The organism is Caballeronia terrestris (genome assembly GCF_001544515.1).
GTDB lineage: Bacteria > Pseudomonadota > Gammaproteobacteria > Burkholderiales > Burkholderiaceae > Caballeronia > Caballeronia terrestris.
The window spans coordinates 110,506-130,887 of sequence record NZ_FCOL02000014.1; the positions used below are offsets into that span (position 1 = coordinate 110,506).

General features: G+C 64.7%; 18 protein-coding genes. 12 read left to right on the forward strand and 6 right to left on the reverse strand.

Going from position 1 to position 20,382, the window contains the following annotated elements; all coding sequences use genetic code 11:
• Positions 1-13 precede the first annotated feature (13 nt).
• Positions 14-1,093: a tartrate dehydrogenase gene (locus AWB67_RS14480; protein ID WP_087656941.1), complete on the reverse strand. Its 1,080-nt coding sequence runs from the start codon at positions 1,091-1,093 to the stop codon at positions 14-16.
• 106 nt (positions 1,094-1,199) lie between these two features.
• Here AWB67_RS14480 and AWB67_RS14485 point away from each other — a divergent pair, with 106 nt between their 5' ends.
• Entirely contained in the window at positions 1,200-2,102 is a 903-nt protein-coding gene (locus tag AWB67_RS14485; protein ID WP_087656978.1) for a LysR substrate-binding domain-containing protein, read from the forward strand.
• A gap of 228 nt (positions 2,103-2,330) precedes the next feature.
• Here the strand turns inward: AWB67_RS14485 and AWB67_RS14490 are convergent, their stop codons facing one another.
• The 5 genes from AWB67_RS14490 to AWB67_RS14510 all read right to left on the reverse strand — a co-directional run bounded on the left by AWB67_RS14490 (position 2,331) and on the right by AWB67_RS14510 (position 7,799).
• Positions 2,331-3,671 carry an MFS transporter gene (locus AWB67_RS14490; RefSeq protein ID WP_087656942.1) on the reverse strand — a complete coding sequence of 447 codons (1,341 nt, stop codon included), beginning with the start codon at positions 3,669-3,671 and terminating at the stop codon, positions 2,331-2,333.
• 201 nt (positions 3,672-3,872) lie between these two features.
• The gene (locus AWB67_RS14495) at positions 3,873-4,370 is read right to left on the reverse strand and encodes an Lrp/AsnC family transcriptional regulator (protein ID WP_087656943.1); all 498 of its coding nucleotides are present in this window, start codon (positions 4,368-4,370) and stop codon (positions 3,873-3,875) included.
• Positions 4,371-4,429: 59 nt separating this feature from the next.
• Positions 4,430-5,836 carry an aspartate aminotransferase family protein gene (locus tag AWB67_RS14500; RefSeq protein ID WP_087656944.1) on the reverse strand — a complete coding sequence of 469 codons (1,407 nt, stop codon included), beginning with the start codon at positions 5,834-5,836 and terminating at the stop codon, positions 4,430-4,432.
• Between the two features lie 150 nt (positions 5,837-5,986).
• A complete protein-coding gene (locus tag AWB67_RS14505) occupies positions 5,987-6,913 on the reverse strand; it encodes a 2-hydroxyacid dehydrogenase (protein WP_087656945.1) in 927 nt (308 codons plus the stop codon).
• A gap of 4 nt (positions 6,914-6,917) precedes the next feature.
• On the reverse strand, positions 6,918-7,799 hold the full coding sequence (locus AWB67_RS14510; protein ID WP_087656946.1) for a GNAT family N-acetyltransferase: 882 nt from the start codon (positions 7,797-7,799) through the stop codon (positions 6,918-6,920).
• A 239-nt stretch (positions 7,800-8,038) separates the two neighbouring features.
• Between AWB67_RS14510 and AWB67_RS14515 the strand changes: the two genes are divergently transcribed.
• The 11 genes from AWB67_RS14515 (at position 8,039) to AWB67_RS14565 (ending at position 20,382) form a co-directional block, all read left to right on the forward strand.
• Positions 8,039-9,517, forward strand: coding sequence for an aldehyde dehydrogenase family protein (locus AWB67_RS14515; protein ID WP_087656947.1), 1,479 nt, complete (start codon positions 8,039-8,041; stop codon positions 9,515-9,517).
• 196 nt (positions 9,518-9,713) lie between these two features.
• Complete coding sequence (locus tag AWB67_RS14520; RefSeq protein WP_087656948.1) at positions 9,714-10,382, forward strand: haloacid dehalogenase type II; 669 nt, start codon at positions 9,714-9,716, stop codon at positions 10,380-10,382.
• 26 nt (positions 10,383-10,408) lie between these two features.
• Positions 10,409-11,683 carry an NAD(P)/FAD-dependent oxidoreductase gene (locus AWB67_RS14525; RefSeq protein WP_087656949.1) on the forward strand — a complete coding sequence of 425 codons (1,275 nt, stop codon included), beginning with the start codon at positions 10,409-10,411 and terminating at the stop codon, positions 11,681-11,683.
• Between the two features lie 52 nt (positions 11,684-11,735).
• Positions 11,736-13,355 carry an ABC transporter substrate-binding protein gene (locus AWB67_RS14530; protein ID WP_087656950.1) on the forward strand — a complete coding sequence of 540 codons (1,620 nt, stop codon included), beginning with the start codon at positions 11,736-11,738 and terminating at the stop codon, positions 13,353-13,355.
• A gap of 67 nt (positions 13,356-13,422) precedes the next feature.
• Positions 13,423-14,379, forward strand: a complete 957-nt coding sequence (locus tag AWB67_RS14535; protein WP_087656951.1) for an ABC transporter permease — start codon at positions 13,423-13,425, stop codon at positions 14,377-14,379.
• Complete coding sequence (locus AWB67_RS14540; RefSeq protein ID WP_087656952.1) at positions 14,376-15,335, forward strand: ABC transporter permease; 960 nt, start codon at positions 14,376-14,378, stop codon at positions 15,333-15,335. Before AWB67_RS14535 ends, AWB67_RS14540 begins: the two co-directional genes overlap by 4 nt.
• Positions 15,332-17,161 (forward strand): ABC transporter ATP-binding protein, encoded by a 1,830-nt coding sequence (locus tag AWB67_RS14545; protein WP_087656953.1) that lies wholly within the window; start codon positions 15,332-15,334, stop codon positions 17,159-17,161. The genes AWB67_RS14540 and AWB67_RS14545 overlap by 4 nt, the downstream gene beginning before the upstream one ends.
• Positions 17,158-17,472, forward strand: a complete 315-nt coding sequence (locus tag AWB67_RS14550) for a (2Fe-2S)-binding protein (RefSeq protein ID WP_087656954.1) — start codon at positions 17,158-17,160, stop codon at positions 17,470-17,472. The genes AWB67_RS14545 and AWB67_RS14550 overlap by 4 nt, the downstream gene beginning before the upstream one ends.
• The gene (locus AWB67_RS14555; RefSeq protein WP_087656955.1) at positions 17,457-18,890 is read left to right on the forward strand and encodes an FAD/NAD(P)-dependent oxidoreductase; all 1,434 of its coding nucleotides are present in this window, start codon (positions 17,457-17,459) and stop codon (positions 18,888-18,890) included. The genes AWB67_RS14550 and AWB67_RS14555 overlap by 16 nt, the downstream gene beginning before the upstream one ends.
• Complete coding sequence (locus AWB67_RS14560; RefSeq protein ID WP_087656956.1) at positions 18,887-20,038, forward strand: NAD(P)/FAD-dependent oxidoreductase; 1,152 nt, start codon at positions 18,887-18,889, stop codon at positions 20,036-20,038. Before AWB67_RS14555 ends, AWB67_RS14560 begins: the two co-directional genes overlap by 4 nt.
• The gene (locus tag AWB67_RS14565) at positions 20,038-20,382 is read left to right on the forward strand and encodes a helix-turn-helix domain-containing protein (RefSeq protein ID WP_200822234.1); all 345 of its coding nucleotides are present in this window, start codon (positions 20,038-20,040) and stop codon (positions 20,380-20,382) included. The genes AWB67_RS14560 and AWB67_RS14565 overlap by 1 nt, the downstream gene beginning before the upstream one ends.

Below are 20,382 nucleotides of genomic sequence, written 5' to 3' on the forward strand. Positions count from 1 at the left end.
AATCACTCTTCGATCACGCGAGCCGTTCGGCGATCGCCTTGCCGACTTCGGTCGTATTGGCCTTGCCGCCGAGGTCGCCGGTATGCGGGCCTTCCTTCAATACCGCTTCGATGGCGGCGAGCATCGCGTCGTGCGCTTCGCGTTCCACGCCCTGGCCGCCGCCGAGGAAGTCGAGCATCATCGCGGCGGACCAGACCATCGCGATCGGGTTCGCGATGTTCTTGCCGGAGATGTCCGGCGCCGAGCCGTGGACCGGTTCGAAGAGCGACGGGAACTTGCCTTCCGGATTCAGGTTGCCTGACGGCGCGATGCCGATCGTGCCGGTGCACGCGGGGCCTAAGTCCGAAAGGATGTCGCCGAAGAGATTGGTCGCGACGACCACGTCGAAGCGATCCGGGTTCAGCACGAAGCGCGCGCAGAGGATGTCGATGTGCTGCTTGTCCCACTTCACGTCGGGGTAGAGCGCGGCGACTTCGGCGGCGCGTGCGTCCCACCACGGCATGCTGATCGAGATGCCGTTGCTTTTCGTCGCGACGGTGATCTTCTTCTCGCGGCGCATGGCGAGATCGAATGCGAACTTCAGCACGCGCTCCGAGCCTTTGCGCGTGAAGATCGATTGCTGCATCACGAGTTCGCGGTCCGTGCCTTCGAACATCGTGCCTCCGACCGACGAATATTCGCCTTCGGTGTTTTCGCGCACGATCATGAAGTCGATGTCGCCGGCCTTGCGGCCCGCGAGCGGCGACGGCACGCCGTCGAAGAGACGCGCCGGGCGCAGGTTGATGTACTGGTCGAATTCGCGGCGGAACTTGAGCAGCGACCCCCAGAGTGAGACGTGATCGGGCACGGTATCGGGCCAGCCTACCGCGCCGAAGAGGATCGCGTCGGCGCCTTCGAGCTGCGACTTCCAGTCGTCCGGCATCATCTGGCCGTGCTGCGCGTAGTAGTCGCAGCTCGCCCACTCAATGTGCTGGTATTCGATCGCGATGTCGAAGCGCTTGCTGACGGCGTCGAGCGCGCGCAGGCCCTCGGGCATCACTTCCTTGCCGATTCCGTCTCCGGGAATGACGGCGATCCGGTATGTCTTGCTCATGCGAGTCTCCTGATGAAAGTGTCGATGAAGGATAGTTTATTCCTGCTCGAACATCTTAGAATCGTTGTTTTGGTTAAGCCACTATGCACGGATCGTGAAGAAAACTTTGAACCCTACGCCGGATCTCGACGACCTGCGCGTGTTCTGCCTCGTCGCACGCAAAGCCAGCTTCAGCGCGGCGGCGGATGCGCTTTCGGTATCGGCCGCTTATGTCAGCAAGCGGGTGAGTGTGCTGGAAGCAGACCTTGGCACGCGGTTGCTGCATCGGTCGACGCGGCGAGTGGCGATTACCGAGGCGGGAGAGCGCGTTTACGCATGGGCCGAGAAGATTCTGGACGACGTCGATCAGCTAGTCGAGGACGTTTCGACTACGAGACGTTTGCCGCGGGGGACGCTTTCGGTTTCCAGTAGTTTTGGGTTTGGGCGGCATGTGGTAGCGCCGGCGCTGGCGCGTTTGACCGAGCGGTATCCGCAGTTGAGCGTGCGGCTGGAGTTGTTCGATCGGATCGTGGATGTCGCAGGGGAAGGGTTCGATCTCGATGTGCGCATCGGCGATGACATTGCGCCGCATTTGATTGCGAAGCGGCTGGCGGAGAATCATCGGGTTTTGTGTGCTTCGCCGGGGTATCTGGAGAAGCATGGGGTGCCGAGGACAGTTGCGGATCTTGGGGCGCATCAGTGTCTTGCTATTAAGGAACGGGATCATCCGTTTGGGCTCTGGCGGTTAAGCGTGCGTGGCGAGATGACGTCTATTAAGGTCACCGGGCCTTTGTCTACTAATCATGGGGAAGTTGCCGTGCAGTGGGCGCTTGCCGGACGAGGGATTGTGCTGCGGTCGATGTGGGATGTTCGGCCGTTGCTTGAAAGCGGGACGTTGGTGCAGGTGCTGCCCGACGTTACCCAAAGCGCTAATGTTTGGGCGGTTTACCCGGCTAGAGTGGCGGCTTCGGCGAAGGTTAGAGTTTGTGTGGAGTTTTTGGGGGAGGAATTGGGGAGTGGCAGAGACTAGAGCTTTGACCGGCTCGAAATCTTGAGAGGGTTTATTCGACGCCCGCCGCCCGCCCGTACGCGCCGGCGCCCATCTCCGAGCCCGTGGACATGGGCAGGCGTCGAACAAACCTCAAGATAAACCGCCGTACGTCGCCAAAGCTTTAACTCGCTAACGATCGCTTCCCGCGCGGTCGCCAGCGACACACCAAGAAACAAATGACCCGGCCAAAAGGCCGGGTCTCCACCCCTACGGCCCCGCCACCGCCGCCTCCCCCCCCTCCGGCCGAGCCGATGCCTCCAACGCCGGATCATGCGGCAACAACAAAACGGCGCCAACGCCTACAAGTCCCGCCCCAGCCAAACAAAGCAGCCCAGCGCCAAACCCACCCGTACTATCCTTAATCCACCCCATAGCATAGGGCCCAAAAAACCCAGCCAGATTCCCTAAGGAATTAATAGCAGCGATCCCCCCCGCCGCAGCCGCACCCGAAAGAAACGAAGCCGGCAAAGTCCAAATAACCGGCAAGCACCCAAAGATCCCAAAGCCGGCCACCGACAAAGCAATCATCTTAAGCACCGGATTATCGAGCCCAGCCGAAGCCGCAATCCCTCCCGCAGCGACCATCAGAGCAAGCGCCACATGCCACTTGCGCTCAAGCTTCCGATCCGAATGCCGCCCCCAAAGCACCATGCTGATCACACCGACGACGTAAGGCAGCGAAGTAACAAACCCTGTCTGCAAGTTCGTAAGCCCGAAAGCCTTAACGATCTGCGGCAAGAAAAAGCTCAACCCATAGTTAGTCGCATTCGCGCCAAAGTAAATCAAAGCAATCGCAAGCACCTTAGGATTAAAGATCGCTTCCTTGACACTAAACGAATGCACCGCTTCCCGATGCTGCCGCTCATGCGCTTGCCGATCCACTAACCAGTCGCGCTCATCCTTAGGCAGCCAATGCGCATCCGCAGGCTTGTCGGTCAAATAGAAAAACACCACGAACGCCAGCACCAACGCAGGCAACGCTTCGATGAGATAAAGCCACTGCCACCCAGCCATCCCCTTGAGCCCATCGAGCGACAAGAGCGCCCCAGAAATCGGCCCACCGATCACTGTGGAAAGCGGAATCGCCGCCATGAAGTACCCCACGACGCGTCCCCGATAAGCCGCCGGAAACCACAGCGTCAGCAGGAAGATAATCCCCGGAAAGAACCCAGCCTCAGCAATCCCCAGCAAAATCCGCAGGGTATAAAACACATGCGCCGCCGACATCCCCGTGTACTGCGAGATCTGCGGGATATAGGCCATTGCTGCCGCGAGAATGCCCCATGTGAACATGATGCGCGCGATCCAGCGTCGCGCACCGAACCGCTCGAGCAGCAAGTTAGAAGGCACCTCAAAGAAGAAGTAAGCGATAAAAAAGATACCAGCGCCGAACCCAAACGTACTCGCCGAAAACCCCAGCGCCTTGTTCATCTGCAACGCCGCAAACCCGACGTTGACCCGATCAAGATAAGCAATGAAATAGCAAAGGATGAGGAACGGCACAAGCCGGACCATCACGTGCTTCATGGTGCGAGTTTCGATCTCCATCTATGTCTCCTCCGAATCGAGTCGGCTGGTCGTTGATGTAGATCGAGACTACTCTTTACGCGGTGACTTCTGAAGTAGTGTTTTCGATCGCCCGTACACATTCCGGCGACGAAGATCGGCAGGCATCCCAAATTGTGCGTTATTACGCGTTTGTAATGCGCCGTGGGGTTTTTGTAATTACACGTAGCCGCCTAAAACCACTTATTGATGCCCACCCGAAAACAGCGTCTCAAGCGGATAGTGGCTCTTAACAAACGGCGACTTGATGATCACATAGCTGAAGTATTTCTCGATGCCGATATCGCGCTCGAGCAGTCCTTCGATGATGCTCTGATAGTGGCTCACGCTGCGCGTCACGAACTTGAGCAGGTAGTCGTACCCGCCGCTCGCGAGATGGCACTCGACGATCTCGTCGATATCCTTGATCGCGTTGACGAACTTGATGAAGTCCTCGCGACGATGATCGGCGAGCGTCACTTCGGTGAAGACGATCTGCACGTCGCCAAGTTTTTCCAGCGAAATCTGCGCGCCATATCCGACGATATAGCCCGCCTTCTCCAGCCGCTTCACGCGGATAAGACAAGGACTCGGCGACAGCCCGACCGCGTCGGCAAGCTCGACGTTTGTGATGCGGCCTTTCTTTTGCAATTGCGAAAGGATCCGCAGATCGATACGGTCAAGCTTGCAGTCGTTGCTCATCTTGGTGGTGTCGCCCGGGCATCTCGAAAATGTCCGTCGATCTTATCACGCGGTATTTGTTACGCTGCCGCGCGCGTCGTCTTGTCTCGCGCGCCAAGTGCGGCGCGCACGTCGGGCTGGGCGAGCACGTCGTCGAGGGTCTTTTCGAGGCGCTCGAACATCATGTCGAACTCGCTTTCCGTGTAGCAGAGCGCGGGCGCGAAGCCGAGGATGTTGTCGTTGAACGCGCGGAACACGAGGCGGTTTTCATAAGCGGCCGCAGCAATCCGCTCGGACAGTTTCAGCGACGCATCGAAGCTCTTTTTGCTCTCCTTGTCCGACACGAGTTCGAGCGCGCCGAGCAGCCCGCGATGCCGCGAATCGCCGACGAGCGGATGCGCGAGCAGCGCATCGAGCCCTTGTGCAAAGCGCGGCCCGCGTGCGATGCCGTTCGCGAGCAGCCCGCCTTCGTGATAAAGCCGCATCACTTCGAGGCCGATCGCCGCGCTCACCGGATGCGCGGAATACGTGTGTCCGTGGCCGATCGCGGCCGCGGCATCGCCGCCGTCGGCGATGCCCTGGTAGACCGCGTCGGACATCAGCACGGCGCCCATCGGCGCGTAGCCGGCGGTCAGGCCCTTGGCGACCGTCATCAGATCCGGCTCGACGCCTTCGCCTTCGCACGCGAAGAGCGGACCGGTGCGCCCGAAGCCGGTGATGACTTCATCGGCGACGAAGAGGATGTCGAGCTTGCGGCACGCGTCGCGCATCGCTTTCAGCCAGCCCTTCGGCGGCACGATCACGCCGCCCGAGCCCTGGATCGGCTCGCAAAAGAACGCGGCGACGTTTTCCGCGCCGAGCGCCGCGACCTTCGCTTCGAGCGCGGCGACCGATGCGGCGATCAGCGCGTTGTCGTCGGCGAACGTGTTGCGGTATGCGTAGGGCGATGCGATGTGATGCTGCGTCGAAAGCGGCAAGTCGAAGTTGCGATGGAACGCGGGCAGGGCGGTCAACCCCGCGCCGACCGACGACGATCCGTGATAGCCGCGCTCGAGCGCGATGACGTGCTTCTTCGACGGACGGCCCGTCGCGTTGAAATAGTGCGTGATGAAGCGCAGCGCGGAATCAACGGCATCGGACCCGCCGAGCGTGAAGTACACGTGCTGAAGCGAAGCGGGCGACAGTTCGACGAGCTTCGCCGCCAGTTCGATCGCGGGCTCGGAGCCGAAGTGGAAGTAGCCGGTGGCGTAGGGCAGGCGCGTCATCTGCTCGGTCGCGGCCTTGACGATGCTCTCGTGTCCGTAGCCCGTGTTCACGCACCAAAGGCCGGAGAACGCGTCGAGCAGTTCGTTGCCGTCGATGTCGCGCAGGAACACCCCGTGCGCGGATTCGAGGACGGTGACGCCGCGCGCTTCGTGTGCGCGATAGCTGACTACCGGATGGATCAGGTGCTTGCGGTCGGCTTCGATGAGCGAAGGATTCGGCATGTCGGTTCTCGTCTCGGGATGGGCTGGTGACGGTTCCATACTACTGAGTGAGTGCCCCTCGCCGTGTCGCCAAAAAAATGCTGAAAAAGCGTGGATGCCGCGTTTTACGATGCGCGCGCAGCATTTTGTGCTGTGCGCGCTTAAATGGACTCAGTAACCGCGGCTCCGGTCGATCTGACCGATCATCGGCTGCCCCGCGCTATGCCGGCGAATATTGTCGAGCACGACGTCGACAGCGGTGTCTGGCCGCGTCGCGCTCGCGATGTGCGGCGTGATGCGCACGCGCGGGTGAGTCCAGAGCGGATGCGAAGCGGGCAGCGGTTCGGGATCGGTGACGTCGAGGACCGCGTTTTGAAGCTGGCCGCTTGCGAGGGCCGCGAGCAGATCGTCCTGATTCAGTTGCGGCCCGCGCCCGACGTTCACGATCGATGCGCCTTCAGGCAGCGCCGCGAAGAGCTTTGCGTTCAGCAGGCCACGCGTCGCATCGGTCAGGGGGAGAAGGCAGATCAGCACATCGGTGCGGGCGAGAAACGCATCGAGCGATTCGGTGCCCGCATAGCACTCGATCCCATCGAGCGTGCGCGGCGAGCGGCTCCATCCCGCGCACGGAAAGCCGAAGAGCCGCAGGCGTTCCAGCACGGCCGTGCCGAGCACGCCGAGCCCGAGCACGCCGACCCGCCGCGACGCCGCCGCGCGCACCGGCATCTCGCGCCACCGGCGCTGTTGCTGCTGCAAACCGTAATCGAAGAGATCGCGATGAATCGTGAGCACCGCTTGTGTCACGTATTCGACCATCCCCTCGACGATGCCCGGCTCGATCATCCTGACGACCGGCACATGCGCGGGCACGCCCGACAAATCGAACTGGTCGATGCCCGCGCCCACCGAAAACACGACTTCGAGGTTCGGCAGCGTGCGCACGGGGTCTTCGGGCGGCTGCCACGCGGCGAGATAGCGGATCGCCGCCGGGTCGCCGACATCGGGCCACACGCGGAATCCGAGGTCCGGCGCCTTCTGCGCGAAGAGCCGCGCCCATTGTTCGCCGCGCGCGGGATCGGCTTTATAGAGGAACGTCATCGTGTTAGCAGACCGCCTGGTTGATGATGCCGAATTGCCGCACTTCGCTATCCACTGCGAGCGCGCCGTTGCGCGCCATCTTCACGACGGTATCGACGCGCGCGAGGCCCAGCCCTTCGAGCCAGTCCGAGAGGCCGCTGTCGCCGGGGGTATCGATGCGCACGAAGACGCCAGCGTTCAACGCGAGCCAGTGGCTGATGAGCGCCTTTGCGCGGCTCGAGTCGTCGGAATCCGGCGCAATGACCGGGCCGATCGCATAGCCGCGGCCGAAGCGCCGGTAGAGCGCGAAGCCAAGCAGCTCGCCGTCGCGATCGAGCGCGATGCCGCCCGCGACGTCGAGCAAGGACGGCAGCATCGCGCTGCGGTCCAGCCCGCTCGCACGCGAGGCCAGTTCGATCAGGCGCGGCGCATCGCTGGAGCCGAGCGGGCGCAGGCGCTCGCCGGGCGGAAGCGAAACGAGCGGCGGATGGAACGCGGCGCCCTGATGCTGGTGCAGCGTGCCGATTTCGCGAAAACCGAGCTTTTCATATAGAGGCTTGCCGGCGGGCGTCGCGTGGAGGAGTGTGGTGCGATCACCGAGTTCTTCGAGCAGCAACTCCATCAGCTTGCGTCCGATGCCGCGCCCCTGCTGCTCCGGCGCGACGATCACCATGCCGAGCGAGGCCGTATCGCGGCCGTACTTCCAGCAGAGCGCCGTGCCGATCACGCCGCTCGCGTCCTCGGCGACGAAGCCCGTGCCCGCGTCGGCGACGAAACGCCAGTCGTCCGCGCGATGCGGCCAGTTGAGCCCGGTCGTGAGCGCGTGCGCGGCCGCGATGTCGCCGGTCGTGAATGGCCTGTATGAAAGCGCTTGCTTGCTGGCTTGATCGTTATTTGGGTCGGACACGCCGCCCTCCTTTGACTAGAGACTCACGCCCTTACTCTCGCATTGCACTGCAGCGTTGACTAGGACGATCTTTCTATCGCATCCGCGTTTGCCGTGCTTGCCGCAGATCGATGCAAAACGCGCAGTCGGCGCCCCGAGAACGCGCGCGATGTGCTGAATCGGGCTTTTTGTCGGTGAGTTATGCGGCACGTGAAGGCCTACGATTTCAGTCATCAAAGACGCTGCAAAGGACCCAGGCAATGGACAGTTTCGATCCGGCAAAGATCGTCGTACGCGGTGGACATTTCATCGGTGGCGAATATGTCGACGAGGGCGCGGTGCGTATCGACGTGGCGCGGCCGTCGGACGGCGTCGTGTATGCGTCGGTGCCCGTCGCCGATGCCACGATGATCGACCGCGCGGTGGAAAACGCATGGACGGCGTTTCGCACGAGCGGCTGGCCGCGCATGGCGCCGCGTGAAAGGGCGCGCATCCTGCGCCGTTTCGCGGACCTCGTCGCCGCCGACGTCGAGACGCTCGCGCCGCTGGAAGCGATCGGCTCGACCCGCCCGGTGCGCGATGCCGCCGCCTGGGACGTGCCGTACACGGCCGAAGGCATCCGCTTCTACGCGGAATTCGCGGACAAGCTCGGCGGCGAAGTGATGTCGACCGATCACGATCACCTCGGCATGACGATCGCCGAGCCGTACGGCGTGATCGGCGCGATCGCTCCGTGGAATTTTCCGCTGGTGATGGCGTCGTGGAAGATCGCGCCGGCGCTCGCGGCGGGCAACGCGGTCGTGCTGAAACCGTCGGAAATGACGCCGTTCTCAGTCCTGCGGCTCGCGGAACTCGCGATCGAGGCGGGCGTGCCGAAGGGCATCTTCAATGTGGTGCAGGGCGACGGCCGCACGACCGGAGACGCGCTAGTGCGTCACCCGCGCATCGGCAAGGTGACGTTCACCGGCTCGACGCGCACCGGCGCCGCGATCATGGCCGCGTGCGCCGAGACCGGCACGAAGCCTGTCACGCTCGAACTGGGCGGCAAGAGCCCGCAACTCGTTTTCGCCGATGCCCCGCGTCTCGACGACGTCGCGCGCCGCATCGCCGGGGCGATTGCGGGCAACGCGGGGCAGGTGTGCAACGCGGGCTCGCGGCTGCTCGTCGAGCGGTCGATCGCGGACGATCTGGCGCTGCGCATCCAGCGCGTCTTCGCGGAACTCAAGCCCGGCGCCACCTGGGCGCGCGGCACGACGCTCCCGCCGATCATCTCGGAGCCGCAGGCCGCGCGTATCGAAGCGATCGTCGGGCGCACGGTCGCGAGCGGCGCGCAGTTGCGCTTCGGCGGCGAACGCGCGGACGGCGGCACGCCCGGCGCGTTCTATACGCCCACGATTCTCTCGAACGTCACGCAGCAATCGGAAGCCGTGCGCGAGGAAGTGTTCGGCCCGGTCCTGACGCTGCAAACCTTCGACACCGAAGAAGAAGCGCTCGACCTCGCGCAGCATCCCGAGTACGGCCTTGCGGCCGGCGTGCATACGGCCGACCTCGGCCGGGCGCTGCGGCTCGTGCGCGGCATCGAGGCGGGCAACGTATGGGTAAACCGCTACGGGAGAACCAGCGATTTCATGATCCCGACAGGCGGTTACAAGCGCTCCGGCATCGGCAAGGACCTCGGACGGCAGGCTTACGAAGCGAATCTGCGCTTCAAGAGCGTGCTGATCGACCTGCGTCCGTAAGCCCAGGCGCGCCGTTGGAGGGCCACCGCAGACTCTGCTGTGGAGGCCCCTCAAAACGCACAGTTTGTGTCTTTGCAGGCCCCGAATCAGCGACACCCACGGTTTTTGCGCTGTTTAAATCTTCTACAGGAATGAGCTTTCCTGTTTTCGCCACTGAACCCGACGACGGGTTCAAAACAACGATAGGACCTTCATCATGATCGATTTCGAGCCGAAGTACATCACGTTCGACTGCTACGGCACGCTGACCAAATTCCGCATGGCCGACATGACACGCGAAATGTACGGTGACCGTCTGCAGGGCGCGGAGCTGGAGAAGTTCGTCGCGTTCTTCTCGGGCTATCGCCGCGACGAAGTGCTCGGCGCATGGAAGCCGTATCGCGATGTGATCGTGAATTCGGTGCGCCGCACCTGCGAACGCATGGGCGTGGAGTTCAACGAAGCCGAAGCCGAAAAGTATTACACCGCCGTCCCGACCTGGGGCCCGCACCCGGACGTGCCGGAAGGCTTGTCGCGTCTCGCGAAGAAGTACAAGCTGGTGATTCTGTCGAATGCATCGAACGATCAGATCCAGAGCAACGTCGACAAGCTCGGCGCGCCGTTCCACAAGGTCTTCACGGCGCAGCAGGCGCAGTCGTACAAGCCGCGCATGCAGGGCTTCGAGTACATGTTCGACCAGTTGAACTGCAACCCGGAAGACGTGCTGCACGTGTCGTCGAGCCTGCGCTACGACCTGATGACCGCGCACGACATGGGCATCAAGCACAAGGCGTTCGTCAAGCGCGGCCACGAACCGTCGACGCCGTACTACGACTACTACGAAGTCGACGACATCCCCGGCCTCGCGACGCTGCTCGGCCTGTAAGACCCGCCAACGCTCAGGGACACCCGATGAAGCTCGATTCCTACTGGCTCGACACCGCGCCCACCTGCTCGCTCCTGAGCGAAGGACCGGTCGAAGGCCAAGTCGATGTCGCCGTGATCGGCGGCGGCTTCACCGGCCTGTCCGCCGCGCTGGCGCTCGCGAAACGCGGCGCGTCGGTGGCCGTGCTCGACGCGGGCCGCATGGGCGGCGGCGCGTCGGGCCGCAACGGCGGGCAGTGCAACACGGGCGTGGCGCAAGACTACGTGGCGCTCTACGCGCAACTCGGCGCCGATCGTGCACGCGGCTGTTATCGCGCGTATGCGTCGGCGGTGGAGACCGTCGAGCGCCTGATTCGCGACGAGCAGATCGATTGCGACTATCTCGCTTCGGGCAAGCTCAAGCTCGCCGCGAAGCCGCATCACCTCGAACACCTGGAAAAGACGGCGGAGCTGATCCGCCGCGAAGTCGACGCCGACATCGATATCATCGGCCGTGACCGGATTCGCAGCGAAGTGCAGTCGGACGCCTTCTACGGCGGCCTGCTGCAAAAACATGGCGGCCAGATGCACATGGGCAAGTTCGCCGTGGGCCTCGCCAATTCAGCGGCGCGCAACGGCGCGCGGCTCTTTGAAAACGCATCCGTTTCGTCGATCGAAAAGGACGGCGGCGCGTACCGCATCGCCTCCGCGCGCGGCGAACTGCGCGCGAAACAAGTGCTGGTCGCGACAGGTCCTTCGCGGCATGGCCCGTTCGGCTGGTATCGCAGAAGGCTCGCGCCGGTGGGCTCGTTCATCGTTGTGACGGAGCCGCTTCCGGCCGCCGAACTCACGCGCCTGTTGCCGCAGCGCCGCTCGTACACGACGAGCCGCCTGATGCACAACTACTTCCGCGTGACGCCCGATTCGCGGCTTCTCATGGGCGGACGCGCGCGCTTCACGGCATCGGAACAGCCTTCCGATGCGAAGAGCGGCCGCATCCTGCAGGAAAACCTCGCCGCGATGTTCCCGACGTTGAGCGATGCGTGCATCGACTATTGCTGGGGCGGTCTCGTCGATATCACCGCCGACCGCCTCCCGCGCGCCGGCCAGCACGACGGCATCTATTTCTCGATGGGCTACAGCGGCCACGGCACGCAGATGGCGACGCACATGGGCCAGGTGATGGCCGATGTGATCGGCGGCAACGCGGACGCGAATCCGTGGCGCGAATTCGACTGGCCCGCGATTCCGGGGCACACGGGCAAGCCGTGGTTCCTCCCGCTCGTCGGCACGTACTACCGCATCAAAGACGTCTTTTATTGAAACAGAAACAGATTACATAAAACCCATAGCACCCCTCACGCGGAGAAGTTTCATGACCAAGGACAAATCGCTTGACGCAGTCGCCAACGCTGGCATCCGGCTCGACGAGCTGACTCGACGCGGCGCCTCGCGGCGCGACGTCCTGCGCGCGATGGCCGCTGGCGGTCTGATGTCGATGACGGGCGCGGGCCTTCTCACCGCGAGCGGCGGTGCATTCGCCCAGCAGGCGAAGCCGAAGCAGGGCGGCAAGATCCGCGTGGCGACGCAGTCGGCCTCCGCCGCCGATACGCTCGATCCCGCGAAGGGCGCACTCGGCACGGACTATGTGCGCGCCAACATGTTCTACAACGGCCTGACCGAACTCGACTCGCATCTCGGCGCGCGCATGGGGCTCGCGGAATCGCTCGAAACGAAGGACGCGACCGTATGGATCGTGAAGCTGAAGAGCGGCGTGCAGTTCCACGACGGCAAGTCGCTCACGCCCACCGACGTCGTCTACTCGATCATGCGCCACAAGGACCCGGCGACGGCATCGAAGGCGAAGACGCTCGCCGACCAGATCAAGGACGTGAAGGCCACCGGCCCGAACGAAGTGACGATCACGCTCGAAGGCGCGAACGCCGACCTGCCGGTGATCCTCGCGACCTCGCACTTCCTGATCATCAAGGACGGCACGAAGGACTTCAAGACGGCGGTCGGCACGGGCCCGTACAAGGTGAAGGAATTCTCGCCGGGCGTGCGCACGGTCGGTGTTCGCAACGAGAAGTACTGGAAGCCGGGCAAGCCGTATATCGACGAGATCGAACTGATCGGCATCGGCGACGAACCGGCGCGTGTGAACGCGCTGCTTTCCGGCGATGTGCAGCTGATCAACGCGGTGAGCGCGCGCTCGACGGAACGCATCAAGGGCACGCCGGGCTTCGGCGTGCTGGAAACGAAGACCGGGACGTACACCGACCTCATCGTGCGCGACGAAGGCGGGATCACCGGCAGCGACGATTTCCGCCGCGGCATGATGTACCTGATGGATCGCGAGCAGATCCGCCGGGCGGTGTTCCGCGGCTACGGTGCGATTGGCAACGACCAGCCGATCGATCCGACCAACAAGTACTACATGGCGGGCCTCCCGCAACGCGCTTTCGATCCGGAGAAGGCCAAGTTCCACTTCCAGAAGGCGAAGCTCGGCAGCGCGCCGGTGGAGATCGTGGCATCGCCCGCAGCGGACGGCTCGGTCGAAATGGCGATGCTGCTGCAACAGGTCGCGCCGCAAGCGGGTCTTAACCTGAAAGTGACGCGCGTGCCCGCCGACGGCTACTGGTCGAATCACTGGATGAAGCATCCGCTCGGCTTCGGGTCGGTGAACGGCCGCCCGAGCGCGGACGTGATCTTCACGCAGTTCTTCAAGTCCGACGCACCGTGGAACGAAGCCAACTGGAAGAGCCCGCAGTTCGACCAGATGCTGATCGCGGCGCGCGGCGAACCGGACGACGCCAAGCGCAAGAAGATCTACGGCGACATGCAGGTGCTGGTGAACCAGTCGGGCGGTATCGGCATTCCGCTGTTCCAGAGCTCGCTCGATGCCTACACGAGCAAGCTCAAGGGTCTCGGCTCGGTGCCGCTCGCGGGCCTGATGGGCTTCGCGTTCGCGGAGAACGTCTGGCTCGAAGCCTGAGGCCGTTTTCGTCACAGCGCGCGCCGCGCTTTCGCGGCGCGCGGTCTCAACCCAGGAGGCGTTTCCGATGAAAGCACACGCGCAACGACTCATCGCCGCGCGCCTCGGCCTCGCGCTGCTCACGCTGCTGCTGGTGTCGGCGGTCGTGTTCGCGATCACCGGCCTGCTTCCGGGCGACGCCGCGCAACAGGCGCTCGGCCAGGCGGCCACGCCCGAGGCCGTCGCGGCGCTGCGCCACCAGTTCGGGCTCGACCAGCCCGCGCTGCAACGCTACTTCCAGTGGCTCGTTCATATCGTGAGCGGTAATTTCGGCACGTCGCTGTCCAACAATCTGCCCGTCAGCGAACTGATCGCCACGCGTCTGCCGAATTCTCTCGTGCTCGCCGGGCTGACCGCGCTCGTCTCCGTGCCGATCGCGCTCGTGATCGGCATCTCGTCGGCGATGTTTCGCGGCTCGCTGCTCGATCGCACGCTGAACGTGCTCACGCTCTCCACCGTCGCCGTGCCCGAGTTCCTGATCGCGACGGTCGCCGTGTTGATCTTCGCCGTGAAGTTGCGCTGGCTGCCGGCGCTGTCGTATCTGTCGGAGGTGTCGTCGTTCGGCGGGCTGCTGCGCATCTACGCGATGCCCGTGATGACGCTCTGCTGCGTGATCGTCGCGCAGATGGCGCGCATGACGCGCGCGGCCGTGCTGGATCAGCTGAACGCGTCGTATGTGGAGATGGCGATCCTGAAAGGTGCCTCGCCGATGCGCGTCGTGCTGCGCCATGTGCTGCCCAATACGATTGGTCCGATTGCCAATGCCGTGGCCTTGAGCCTGTCGTATCTGTTCGGCGGCGTCGTGATTGTCGAATCGATTTTCAACTATCCGGGGCTCGCGAGCCTGATGGTCGATGCCGTCACCAACCGCGACATGCCGCTCGTGCAGGGCTGCGTGATGGTGTTCTGCGTGGCGTATCTCGCGCTCGTGCTGATCGCCGACCTGTGCCAAATCGTCTCCAACCCGAGGCTGCGTCAACGATGAACCGACCCGCCACACCCCATGCCTCCACCGTGCTATACGCCGTGTCCGATAACGACGCGCAGCACGTCTCGCCCGCGCTGCAAGAGCCGCTACCCGAAATCCCGCCGGTCGAGAAACGCGGCCTCCTGAAGCGCCTCGTTCACCGCTTTTCGGTGCTCGGCCTGATCGGGCTGGTTATCGTCGTGTTCTGGCTCGTCGTCGCGTTCATCGGACCTTTGGTCGCGCCGTACAAAGGCGGCGCGCTGACTTCGATCGACATCTTCGGCTCGTACAGCTCGGCGTATCCGCTCGGCACCGACTACCTCGGCCGCGACATGCTGAGCCGCATTCTCTACGGCACGCGCTACACGGTCGGGCTCGCGCTCGCGGCGGCCGTGCTCGCGAGTTGCATCGGCACGTTCTTCGGGCTGCTCGCGGCGGTGTCGGGCCGCTGGGTCGACGAGATCCTGAGCCGTCTCTTCGACGCGCTCATCTCGATCCCGAGCAAGGTACTCGCGCTCGTGGTGATCGCGGCGTTCGGTTCGTCGATCACGATGCTCACGGCGGTCGCCGCGCTCGCCTACATTCCCGGCGCGTTCCGCATCTCGCGCTCGCTCGCCGTCAACCTGATGACGCTCGAATACGTGCAGGTGGCGCGGGCGCGCGGCGAGGGGTTGTTCTACATCGCGCGCGTCGAAGTGCTGCCGAACATGATCCATCCGATGCTCGCCGACTTCGGCCTGCGCTTCGTCTTCATCGTGCTGCTGCTGAGCGGCCTGTCGTTCCTCGGCCTGGGCGTGCAGCCGCCGAACGCGGACTGGGGCTCGCTCGTGCGCGAGAACATCGGCGGATTGTCCGAAGGCGCGCCCGCCGTGCTGATGCCGGCTGTCGCCATCGCCACGCTGACCATCGGCGTGAACCTCTTGATCGACAACCTGCGTCGCCGTGGCGGCCGTGGGCAGGGAGCCGCGCAATGAATATGATCGAAGTGAAGGGCCTGCGCGTGGTCGCGGGCGCCGCGCCCGATCCGGTGATCGAAATCGTGAAGGGCGTCGATTTCTCGGTGAAGAAGGGCGAAGTGCTGGCGCTGATCGGCGAGTCGGGTTCGGGCAAGACGACGATCGCGCTCTCGCTCCTCGGCCACGCGCGCTCGGGATGCTCGATCGCGGGCGGCTCGGTGCGGATCGGCGACGTGGACGTGCTCGCGCTCGATCAGCGCGGACGCCGCGCGTTGCGTGCGCGCACCGTCGCTTACGTGGCGCAGAGCGCGTCGGCCGGTTTCAATCCGGCGCGCACGATCATGGACCAGGTGACCGAGCCTGCGCTCCTGCACAAGCTGATGACGCCCGCCGCCGCGCGCGAGAAAGCGATTGCGCTGTTCCGCTCGCTCGCGTTGCCCGCGCCGGAGACGATCGGCGCGCGCTATCCGCACCAGGTGTCAGGCGGGCAGTTGCAGCGCCTGATGGCGGCGATGGCGCTGATTACGGACCCGGCCGTCGTTGTGTTCGACGAGCCGACGACCGCGCTCGACGTCACCACGCAGATCGAAGTGCTGGCCGCGTTCAAGAAGGTGATCCGCGAATTGGGCACGACGGCGGTGTACGTGTCGCACGATCTCGCGGTGGTCGCGCAGATGGCGGACCGCATCGTCGTGTTGAACGGCGGGACGGTGCGCGAGAACGGCGCGACGGCGCAGGTGCTCGATGCGCCCGTCGATGCGTACACGCAGCAATTGCTCGCCGCGACGCGCCGTCCGGAGCCGGAACTCGCGCCGGTGAAGCAGGACGCGGTGCCGCCACTCCTCGAAATCCGCGGGCTGAGCGCGGGCTATGGACGCATCGATCGCAACGGCGTGCCCGCCGTGCGCGTGCTCGACGACGTGAGCCTGCGCATCCCGCGCGGCAGTACGCTCGGCGTGATCGGCGAATCGGGTTCGGGCAAGACGACGCTTGCGCGCGTGGTGGCGGGTCTGGTCGATCGGGCGCGCGGCGAGGTGCTGCTCGACGGCAAGCCGCTGCCGGCGCAGTTGAGCAAGCGCACGCTCGATCAATACCGGCGCATCCAGATCGTCTTCCAGAACGCCGATACGGCGCTGAACCCGAGCCGCACGATCGCCGACATTCTCGCGCGGCCGATGAATTTCTATCACGGGCTGTCCGGCGCCGCCGCGCAAAAGCGCATGCTCGAACTGCTCGATCTCGTGAAGCTGCCCGCGTCGATTGCGAAGCGCCAGCCGGGCGGGTTGTCGGGCGGCCAGAAGCAGCGCGTGAATCTCGCGCGCGCCCTCGCCGCCGATCCCGCGCTCATTCTTTGCGACGAAGTGACCTCCGCTCTCGATACGGTCGTCGGCGCGGCGATCCTCGAATTGCTCGCGGAACTGCGGCGCGAGCTGGGCGTGTCTTACATGTTCATCAGCCACGATATTTCGACCGTGCGCGCGATCTGCGACGAAGTGATCGTGCTGTACGCGGGACAGCGCGTCGAAGCGGGCCAGCGCGACGTGCTTGCCGCGCCGCCGTATCACCCGTACACGGGCCTGCTCGTCGATTCGGTGCCCGCGTTGCAGCCGGGCTGGCTCGACGCGCGCCGCCTCATCGCGAGCACGGCGCTCCCGGCGATGGGCGAAAGTCACGACGTCGCCGAGTTGTGCAGCTTCCGGGCGCGCTGTCCGGTGCGCATCGACGGCCGGTGCAACGTCACGCCGCCGTCGTTGAAGAAGCTGCCTTCGGGCGCCGAGATTCTGTGCCATCACTCGATCGCGGAGCTGAACCGGATGCAGACCGTCGATACGGTGGCCGCATGAGCGGACGTTTCGTACGCGTCGCGGAAAAAGGGCGCAGGACGTTCGCGATCACCATCGACGGCGCGCGCGCGGAAGCTGCCGAAGGCGACACGCTGATGGTCGCGTTGTTGACATCGCAGAACGCGTTACGCGATTCCGAATTCGGCGATGGCCGCCGCGCGGGGTTCTGCCTGATGGGCGCGTGCCAGGACTGCTGGGTCTGGACCGCCGACGGCACGCGCGTGCGCGCCTGCACGACGCTTGTCGTGCCCGGCATGTCGATCGTGACAAGACTCTCGACGGCCGGGGAGGGCGTATGGCCGCGCGCGTAATCGTGATCGGCGGCGGGCCGGCGGGCGTGCGCGCCGCGCAGGCGCTGGTCGAGGCGGGGCTGCGGCCGACGGTCATCGATGAAGGACGGCGCGACGGCGGGCAGATCTATCGACGGCAGCCGGAAGGGTTTTCGCGTTCGTATGAGGCGCTCTATGGCACGGAGGCGGAACGCGCGGCGTCGCTGCATCGCGACTTCGACGCGCTGAAAAGCCGCATCGACTATCTGCCCGAGACGCTCGTCTGGAACATCGGACCGAAGAGTGTGCATCTCGTGAGCGGCACGCGGTATCGCGAACTGGCTTTCGATGCGCTTATCATTTGCAGCGGCGCGACTGACCGGCTGATGCCCGTGCCCGGCTGGCATCTGGCGGGAACGTACAGCCTCGGCGGCGCGCAGGTCGCGCTGAAGTCGCAAGGATGCGCGATCGGCGCGCGTACGGTGCTGATGGGCACGGGACCGCTGTTGTACCTCGTCGCGGCGCAGTACGTAAAGGCGGGCGCGACGGTCGCGGCGGTGCTCGATACGTCGACTGCGATGCAGCGTTTGCGCGCGTTGCCGGGATTGCTTGCGATACCGGCGGCGTTGAAGAAGGGCGTCGCGCTGATCGGCGTGTTGAAGAAGGCGCGCGTGCCGATTCATCGTGGCGTGACGCCTTCGCAAATCATGGGCTCGGCGGAGAACGGCGTGACGGGCGTTCAGGTCGGGCTGGCTAGCGGCACGAAGCTCGAAGTCGCGTGCGATGCCGTCGCGCTCGGCTATCACTTGCGCCCCGAGACGCAGCTCGCTGATCTCGCCGGCTGCGAATTCCGCTTCGACGATGCCGCGCAGCAATGGCTCCCACATATCGACGAAGACGGCCGCAGCACGGTGAAGGGTGTCTATCTGGCAGGCGACGGCGCGCGCGTGCGCGGCGCCGACGCCGCCGAGCGCTCGGGCCGGCTCGCGGCGCTGGCAGCACTGAATGACGCAGGTGTGAAAACCGAAGGCGCGGAAGGCTTGCGCGCCGAACTCGCGCGCTTAACACGCTTCGCCGCAGGTTTGCGCGCGGCGTTTCCGTGGCCCGCGCGTTTTGCTTCCGCGTTGCCGGATGAAACGATCGTCTGCCGATGCGAAGCGATTACGGCGGGTGAACTGCGACGCGTCGTGCGCGAAACCGGTGCGCAAGAAGCCAACCGCGCGAAGGCATTTTCACGCGTCGGCATGGGGCGCTGTCAGGGGCGATTCTGCGCGCATGCAGGCGCCGAAGTGATCGCGGCGGAAGCGCGCGTGCCGTTGTCATCGGTCGGACGATTGCGCGGACAGGCGCCGGTCAAGCCTTTGCCGATGGCGCTGGAAAACGAGTGCAATGCTGCTGGATGCGACGAAAGCAAGGGGTTGAAGCCCGAACTCTCGTCGACAGTGGAGGACGCGCAATGAGCGAACAAGCCGATGTGATCGTAATCGGCGGCGGCATCATGGGCACGTCGACGGCGTTCTTCCTGCGGCGTCGCAAGCGTTCGGTGATCCTGCTCGAACGCGGCCTCACGGGCCAGCAGGCGAGCGGCGTCAACTTCGGCGGCATCCGCCGGCAAGGGCGCGCATTGCCGCAACTCGCGATGGCGAACCGCGCACTCGAAACGTGGCGCCGTTCGAAGGAACTGCTGCACGAGGACGTCGAGTTTCTGGCCTCGGGCCACACGCGCGTCTGCTATCACGAACACGACGCCGAGTATTTCGACCGCTACGCCGCGGACGCCCGCGCCTACGGCCTCGACCTCGAAGTCCTGCACGGCGCGGCGATGTTCGAGCGCTTTCCTTTCCTCGGACGCGAGGTGCTCGCCGCCTCGATCTCGCCGTTCGACGGCCACGCGAACCCGCGTCTCGCTTCGCCCGCGTTCGCGCGCGCGGCGGCGCGGCTGGGCGCGCGGATCGTCGAGAACACGGAGATCGTGCGTGTCGAGAAGGACGGCGACGGCTTTCGCGTCGAGAGCGCGGCGGGCGACGTGTATCGCGCGGCGCAGCTCGTGATCTGCGCGGGCGCGTGGGCGAGCGCGCTCACGCAGCAGTTCGGCGAGCCGGTGCCGCTCGAAGCGCGCGGCCCGCAGATGGCCGTGACGGAGCCGGTGCCGTATGTGTTCAAGTCGTCGATGGGCGTGTACACGTCGGTCAAGGAGGAGAGCGTGTACTTCCGCCAGATTCCGCGCGGCAACATCATCCTCGGCGGTGGCCCGGCCGGTCCCGCCGATGCCGTCACGCGCCGCGCGTCGGTTTTGCCGCGACATACGGTCGGCCAGATCGCGCAGTTCCGGCGGCTCGTGCCGTCGCTCGCGCCGCTCAACGTGATTCGCGTGTGGAGCGGTGTCGAGAGCTATCTGCCGGATTCGGAACCGGTGATCGGCCCAAGCTCGAAAGTCGATGGCTTGTTCTACGCGTTCGGTTTCAGCGGCTCGGGATTCCAGATCGGACCGGGCGTCGGTGAGACGCTCGCCGAACTCGCCGATACCGGCGGCACGCCGATCCCGCTCGACCCGTTCTCCATCAGGCGCTTCGCCGTCGCGCCGCAGACTCCGGTGCTCTCGACATGATGCCCGCGAAATCACCGGCCGCGCTGGACGACGCGCTCGCGTTCATCGAAGCGCATTTCGACGAGCCCGTGCGACTCGCGCAACTCGCCGAGCTTTCGGCGCTGTCCGTCTCGCGCTTTGCGACGGTGTTCCGGCAGCAGGTGGGGTTGTCGCCTTACCGGTATCTGTGCGGCGTGCGCATCCGGCGCGCGCAGACGCTCCTGCTCGCGGGCGTGCCGGGATCGGTCGTCGCGGCGGAAGTCGGTTTCTTCGACCAGAGCCATTTCGCGCGGCATTTCAAGCGCTTTTGCGGGATGACCCCGAGTTCGTTTTTGCAAAGCGCGCGATCGGTGAAGGCCGGCTGA

What these genes read in the sequence shown, in the direction of transcription:
- AWB67_RS14480 (WP_087656941.1), bottom strand. Translation starts at nt 1,093, where the DNA reads ATGAGCAAGACATACCGGATCGCCGTCATTCCCGGAGACGGAATCGGC.
- AWB67_RS14490 (WP_087656942.1), bottom strand. Translation starts at nt 3,671, where the DNA reads ATGGAGATCGAAACTCGCACCATGAAGCACGTGATGGTCCGGCTTGTG.
- AWB67_RS14495 (WP_087656943.1), bottom strand. Translation starts at nt 4,370, where the DNA reads ATGAGCAACGACTGCAAGCTTGACCGTATCGATCTGCGGATCCTTTCG.
- AWB67_RS14500 (WP_087656944.1), bottom strand. Translation starts at nt 5,836, where the DNA reads ATGCCGAATCCTTCGCTCATCGAAGCCGACCGCAAGCACCTGATCCAT.
- AWB67_RS14505 (WP_087656945.1), bottom strand. Translation starts at nt 6,913, where the DNA reads ATGACGTTCCTCTATAAAGCCGATCCCGCGCGCGGCGAACAATGGGCG.
- AWB67_RS14515 (WP_087656947.1), top strand. Translation starts at nt 8,039, where the DNA reads ATGGACAGTTTCGATCCGGCAAAGATCGTCGTACGCGGTGGACATTTC.
- AWB67_RS14520 (WP_087656948.1), top strand. Translation starts at nt 9,714, where the DNA reads ATGATCGATTTCGAGCCGAAGTACATCACGTTCGACTGCTACGGCACG.
- AWB67_RS14525 (WP_087656949.1), top strand. Translation starts at nt 10,409, where the DNA reads ATGAAGCTCGATTCCTACTGGCTCGACACCGCGCCCACCTGCTCGCTC.
- AWB67_RS14530 (WP_087656950.1), top strand. Translation starts at nt 11,736, where the DNA reads ATGACCAAGGACAAATCGCTTGACGCAGTCGCCAACGCTGGCATCCGG.
- AWB67_RS14535 (WP_087656951.1), top strand. Translation starts at nt 13,423, where the DNA reads ATGAAAGCACACGCGCAACGACTCATCGCCGCGCGCCTCGGCCTCGCG.
- AWB67_RS14540 (WP_087656952.1), top strand. Translation starts at nt 14,376, where the DNA reads ATGAACCGACCCGCCACACCCCATGCCTCCACCGTGCTATACGCCGTG.
- AWB67_RS14545 (WP_087656953.1), top strand. Translation starts at nt 15,332, where the DNA reads ATGAATATGATCGAAGTGAAGGGCCTGCGCGTGGTCGCGGGCGCCGCG.
- AWB67_RS14550 (WP_087656954.1), top strand. Translation starts at nt 17,158, where the DNA reads ATGAGCGGACGTTTCGTACGCGTCGCGGAAAAAGGGCGCAGGACGTTC.
- AWB67_RS14555 (WP_087656955.1), top strand. Translation starts at nt 17,457, where the DNA reads ATGGCCGCGCGCGTAATCGTGATCGGCGGCGGGCCGGCGGGCGTGCGC.
- AWB67_RS14560 (WP_087656956.1), top strand. Translation starts at nt 18,887, where the DNA reads ATGAGCGAACAAGCCGATGTGATCGTAATCGGCGGCGGCATCATGGGC.
- AWB67_RS14565 (WP_200822234.1), top strand. Translation starts at nt 20,038, where the DNA reads ATGCCCGCGAAATCACCGGCCGCGCTGGACGACGCGCTCGCGTTCATC.